The 5,588-nt window shown below is 72.6% G+C and carries 4 protein-coding genes and 1 pseudogene; 3 read left to right on the forward strand and 2 right to left on the reverse strand.

The window, feature by feature from the left end; all coding sequences use genetic code 11:
- Positions 1-183: 183 nt before the first annotated feature.
- Together manB and DY245_RS08955 are read right to left on the reverse strand one after the other, a co-directional pair.
- A complete protein-coding gene (manB, locus tag DY245_RS08950; RefSeq protein ID WP_128505346.1) occupies positions 184-1,266 on the reverse strand; it encodes a mannose-1-phosphate guanylyltransferase in 1,083 nt (360 codons plus the stop codon).
- Positions 1,267-1,475: 209 nt separating this feature from the next.
- Positions 1,476-2,813 (reverse strand): peptidoglycan recognition protein family protein, encoded by a 1,338-nt coding sequence (locus DY245_RS08955; protein ID WP_128505348.1) that lies wholly within the window; start codon positions 2,811-2,813, stop codon positions 1,476-1,478.
- Between the two features lie 129 nt (positions 2,814-2,942).
- Between DY245_RS08955 and DY245_RS08960 the strand changes: the two genes are divergently transcribed.
- The 3 genes and pseudogenes from DY245_RS08960 to DY245_RS08970 all read left to right on the forward strand — a co-directional run.
- A complete protein-coding gene (locus DY245_RS08960; RefSeq protein ID WP_128505350.1) occupies positions 2,943-3,704 on the forward strand; it encodes a TIGR03089 family protein in 762 nt (253 codons plus the stop codon).
- 154 nt (positions 3,705-3,858) lie between these two features.
- Positions 3,859-5,082 (forward strand): LCP family protein, encoded by a 1,224-nt coding sequence (locus DY245_RS08965; protein WP_128505352.1) that lies wholly within the window; start codon positions 3,859-3,861, stop codon positions 5,080-5,082.
- Between the two features lie 224 nt (positions 5,083-5,306).
- A pseudogene (locus DY245_RS08970) lies at positions 5,307-5,588 on the forward strand (LCP family protein); the annotation flags it as partial.

Raw genomic sequence — 5,588 nt, forward strand, 5'->3', positions numbered from 1 at the left:
GGGTGGGGCCTGGGGGGCCTAGGGGGTGGGCGAACACATCCCGTAAGGGGTGCGAGCGCCCCCTGCGGGGCCACAACGCGGGGGGCTGGGGCGGTATTCCGTATTTCCGGGGTGCACCACGGGAATGTGGTGCACCACGGAAACGGCAATGTGGTGCACCACGGGAAGACGGAAAGGCGCTGCCTACTGGTCGGAGGAGAAGCGCACCGACCCGGCCGGGATGTCGGCGTCGCACCAGATGCGGATGCCGCCGCGCAGCTCGTTGTCGGCGCCGATCCGTGCGCCGTCGCCGATGACCGCGCCATCCAGGACCGTACGGGCCCCGATGCGCGCCCCGGCGCCGATCAGCGAGTCATGGATCTGGGCGCCGGGCTCGATGACCGCGCCTTCGAGGACGGCGCTGCCGTCGATCCGGGCGCCGGCGCCGATGACGGTGCGCGGGCCGACGACGGTGCCGCCGGTGAGCTTGGCGTCCGTGGCGACATCGGCGGTCTCCAGGACCAGGCGGTCGCCGCAGCGGCCGGGCACCGCCGGGGAGGGGGCGCGGCCGAGGACCAGGTCGGCGGAGCCGCGGACGAAGGCCTGCGGGGTGCCGAGGTCGAGCCAGTAGGTGGAGTCGACCATGCCCTGGAGGTGGGCGCCGTCGGCGAGCAGTCCGGGGAAGGTCTCGCGCTCGACGGAGACCGGGCGGCCGGCCGGGATGGTGTCGATGACCGACCGGTTGAACACATAGGCGCCGGCGTTGATCTGGTCGGTGACGATCTCCTCGGGCGTCTGCGGCTTCTCCAGGAAGGCGGTGACCCGGCCGGTGTCGTCGGTGGGCACCAGACCGAAGGCGCGCGGGTCCTCGACCCGGGTGAGGTGCAGGGAGACATCGGCGCCGGAGGTGCGGTGGGTGTCGACGAGGGCCGCGATGTCCAGGCCGGTGAGGATGTCGCCGTTGAAGATCAGCACCGGGTCGCCGGGGGCGGAGTGCAACCGCGAGGCGACATTGCGGATGGCGCCGCCGGTGCCCAGCGGCTCCCGCTCGGTGACGTACTCCAGATGCAGGCCGAGCGACGATCCGTCGCCGAAGTAGGGCTCGAAGACCTCGGCGAGGTAGGAGGTGGCGAGGACGATGTGCTCGATGCCTGCGGCCCGGGCGCGGGCCAGTTGGTGGGTGAGGAACGGCACACCCGCCGCCGGGACCATGGGCTTGGGCGTATGCACCGTCAGCGGGCGCAGCCGCGTGCCCTTGCCGCCGACCAGGAGGATCGCTTCAGTCACCTTGTCTTCTCTGCTTCCTGCTGGGGTCGGCCGATCGGCGGACCAGTGTAGGCAGACGGTATTCCGGGAGCGCACACGTCGTGGTCGATAAGACGTGTCAACGGCAGGAACGGTTCATTCTTCCCTGCAACTTGTGTCACAGCAGACCCGCGCAAACCCGCAGACCCGTACAAACCCGCTCGGCACCGACGTGACCCGACAAAACCGGGTCAGCGGCCCTGCAGGCCGGCCGCCGCGAGCCGGGTGGCGGCGAGCTTGTTGTAGAGGTGGACGCCGGGGCAGTCGGTGGTGAAGCCGTCCCGGTGGCCGGAGATGACGTGCAGTCGGACCTTGGTGCCCTTGGGGAAACGGTTGCTGCCGCCGGAGCGCACCGCGATGGTGGCGCGCGGATCGACGCCGTAGAGGCCGAGCTTCCAGGCCGTCAGACGGGCGACGGCGTCGACGGCGCGCTTGGGCGGCTCGGTGTCGGTGAAGGTGCCCAGCACGGCGATGCCGGTGCTGTCGTTGTTGAAGCCGAGGGTGTGGGCGCCCATGACGGGCTTGGCGACGCCGCCCGCGCGGCCTTCGTAGACCGTTCCGCATTTGTCGATGAGGAAGTTGTAGCCGATGTCGCGCCAGTGGTTGCTCTTGACGTGGAAGCGGTACATGGCGCGGATCAGCGAAGGGGCCTGTGCGCAGGTGTAGTTGTTGCCCGATCCGCTGTGGTGGACGAAGGCGGCGCGCACGGTGTGGGTGTAGGTGAAGGCCTTCTCGCGCAGTTGCTCGTCGGCGCCCCAGCCGGCCCGGGTGACGATCCGCGGGCGCGGCCCGACGGAGGTCTGCGCCAGGGGCGGTCCGTCCACGGCGGCGACATCGGCCTGGGAGGCGGCGAGGTCGAGGGCCGGGATCTCGGTGGCGCCGAGCGGTGCGAGCTTGGCGTTGGCGGCGGAGGCCGCGGCAGCCTCGAGGGTGAGCGGGGCCGGCGGGCCGTCGCGCCGGCCGCGGTCGGTGCGGGGTTGTTCGCCGGGGTCGACGAGTTCCAGCCGGAGGCCGCCGGGGAGGGTGGCCGGTGCGCGGTGGTGGGCCTCGGGGGTGATGCGCAGTTGGACGGCGTCGGAGTCGCCGACCCACAGCGGCGCGGTGGAGCCGCGTACGTCACTGTCGTGCCGCTCGGCGGCGCCGAGGTCGGGGGCGTCGTCGTTGTGGGCCTGTACGTCCTGCCAGCCGGACCAGGCGCCGCTGCCGGTGGCGCGGGTGCGGACCTGGACCCGGCCCTGTAGCTGGGCGTCGGCGTCGTCCCAGACGACTCCCAGGAGGGAGAACGGCCGTACGCTGCGGGCCGGCAGACCGAGCGACTGGGCGGCGGGGGCCGTGAGGGTGTCGCGGTCGGTGGTGTGCGGGGCGGGTGCGCCGAGGGCCGCCACCGGCAGGGACTGGGTGCTGCCCGGCAGGTCACCGGCGCTCGGGGCGGCCGGACGACGGGCGCCGGCACCGGCGTCCGGCGCGACGGGCAGGGCGAAGGCGGCGGTGCACGCCGCGCCGAGGCAGATCGCGAGGAAGGGGCGCATGGACAAAATCGTGAACATGGCGGGACACGATGCGCCAACGGTGATCTGACGGCGCATCGGCCGATCCGGTGGCCCGGGCCTGCCGTGCCCGCCCCGGCCCCGGCGGCCGCCACGCGTACCCTGGCCGCGATGAACGCCATCGATCGCACCCCCGCCGACCTGCTGAGTTCCGCGCTCGCCGCGGACCCGGCCCGCCCGCTGGTGACCTTCTACGACGACGCCACCGGCGAGCGCGTGGAACTGTCCGTCGCGACCTTCGCCAATTGGGTGGCCAAGACCGCCAACTACCTCCAGGGCGATCTGGCCGCCGAGCCCGGCGACCGGCTCGCGCTGCTGCTGCCCGCGCACTGGCAGACCGCCGTGTGGCTGCTGGCCTGCTCGTCGGTGGGCGTGGTCGCGGACCTGGACGGCGATCCGGCCGCCGCCGATCTCGTCGTCGCCGGGCCGGACCGGCTCGACGCGGCGCGCGGCTGCTCCGGGGAGCGGGTGGCGCTGGCGCTGCGCCCGCTGGGTGGCCGCTTCCCGCAGCCTCCCGAGGGCTTTGCGGACTACGCGGTCGAGGTGCCGAGCCAGGGCGACCGCTTCGCGCCGTACGCGCCGGTGAACCCGGACGCGGTGGCGCTGGTCGTCGGCGGCGAGGAGCTGACCGGCACCGGGATCGGGGCCCGGGCGCTGGCCGACGCGGCCGCCGCCGGGATGCCCAAGGCGCCGCGGGTGCTGTCGGGACTGCCGTACGACACCTGGGAGGGCCTGTCGTACGGGCTGTACGCGCCGCTGGCGACCGGCGGCTCCGTGGTGCTGTGCCGTCATCCGGACCGGCTGGACGCACCGGCCGCGGCCGCCCGCGAGGCCAGCGAGAAGATCACGTTCCGGGCGCCGCCGGTCTCCTGAGCCGCGCTCCCCCGTCCGGCGGACCGGAGGCGTCCAGGGCGGGCCACGGCGCCCGTTCCGGTCCATGATCTTGAGTACGTACCACCATGCGCGGGGTTCGCCCGTCTCCTCCTTCCGGGCCCCGCGTGCGGGCGCGACGCCGACTCCGTGAGGGATGGACGCACACGTGACCGATACCCCCGAGCCCCCCAGGTTCGCCGGCTGGGACGAGCGCCCGGCCAGGGGGCCGGGGCCGGTGCGCACGCCGCGGCACCGCAGGCGCTGGCGGCGCTGGGTCGCGCTCGGGGCCGCCGGTGCGGTGCTGGCCGGGGCCGGTGCCGGCTGGGCGCTGTACGCCAAGCTGAACAGCAATATCCGCACCGACAGCGCCACCGAGCGGGAGCTGCGGAAGTGGGAGTCCGAGCGGCCCCCCGCGGGCCCGCCGAACGCCGAGAACCTGCTGCTGATCGGCTCCGACAGCCGTAAGGGCGGCAACCGCAAATACGGCCGGAGCGGTGGCCAGCGCTCGGACACCACGATGCTGCTGCACCTGGCGGCGGACCGGAAGAGCGCCACCGCGGTCAGCATCCCGCGCGATCTGATGGTGGAGGTGCCGCACTGCAAGCGCGCCGACGGCGGGGAGTCCGAGCCCCGGACGGCCCAGTTCAACTGGGCGTTCGCCTTCGGCGGCGCGGCCTGCACGATCCGTACGGTCGAGAGGACGACCAGGATCCGCATCGACCACTACATGATCATCGACTTCGTCGGGTTCGAGAAGATGGTGGACGCGGTGGACGGCGTCGAGGTGTGTCTGCCGCAGCCCATCCACGACGACGAGGCGGATCTCCGGCTGCCCGCCGGCCGGCAGACCCTGCACGGTGAGGCCGCGCTCGGTTACGTACGGGCCCGTAAGAGCCTGGGCAACGGCAGCGACACCCAGCGTATGGAGCGGCAACAACAGTTTCTTGGCGCTCTCGTGAAGAAAGTGCAGAGTAATGGTGTCCTGCTCAATCCGACCCGGCTGTATCCGGTCCTGGATGCCGCGACGAGTTCGCTGACCACGGACAGCGCGCTGGCTTCACTGCGGGGGCTGTACGAATTGGTGCGCAGTGCCCGCGGCATTCCCACCGACCGGGTCCAGTTCCTGACCGTGCCGCGCCAGGAGTACCGCTACGACCCCAACCGCGACGAGCTGGTGGAACCGGACGCCGGCCGGCTCTTCGGGCAGCTGCGCAGGGATCTTCCGGTGACGGTGGCACCGACGCGCGACGCCGGGGAGAAGCCGGTCCGCACCGGCGGCGGCGCCTCGGACGGCAAGCCGGAGGGATCACCCGCGCCGTCGGCGAGTTCGGGCCCGACGTTTCCCGGGACGACCGCGGAACACGGGATCTGCGAATAAAGATGCCGCAAAGTACGCCCGGCGACTCGAATGGATTGGGCGGATTGCCCAGTTGTAGGGAAGTGGAATTTGTCACGAGCGTCGCGGGGCGCTGAACTGGGCGGATAGTGTGTGCGATCCGGTCCGCACTCTGGCAGACCGATGACCATGCATTGCACGACCGACCGACCCGAGCGCCTTGAGGGGATGGCGCCGCGTGGCACCGACGGAGGATTCAAGGCACCGTGGACGCGCAAGGCCGTGGGCGGGCGGGCGACGACAATGTCGATCCCGCCGATCAGTGGGTGTTCGACCCGAACACCGGCAACTACGAGCTGCGGCTTGACCCTGCCGGTCAAGCCCCCGCTCGGCCTTCCGACCGCAAGCTGCCCGGCTCCAGACGCGCCGCGCGAAACCCGGGTGGCGAGGTCGGCGACACCGACACCCGTCCGCTGCCGACCCAGGGCGGCCGCCGGGGCCGGAGCGCCGCGGGCGACACCGGCGAGCCCCCCACCGGCGGGCGGGCG

Origin of the sequence: Streptomyces inhibens (assembly GCF_003389455.1) — a bacterium.
GTDB lineage: Bacteria > Actinomycetota > Actinomycetes > Streptomycetales > Streptomycetaceae > Streptomyces > Streptomyces inhibens.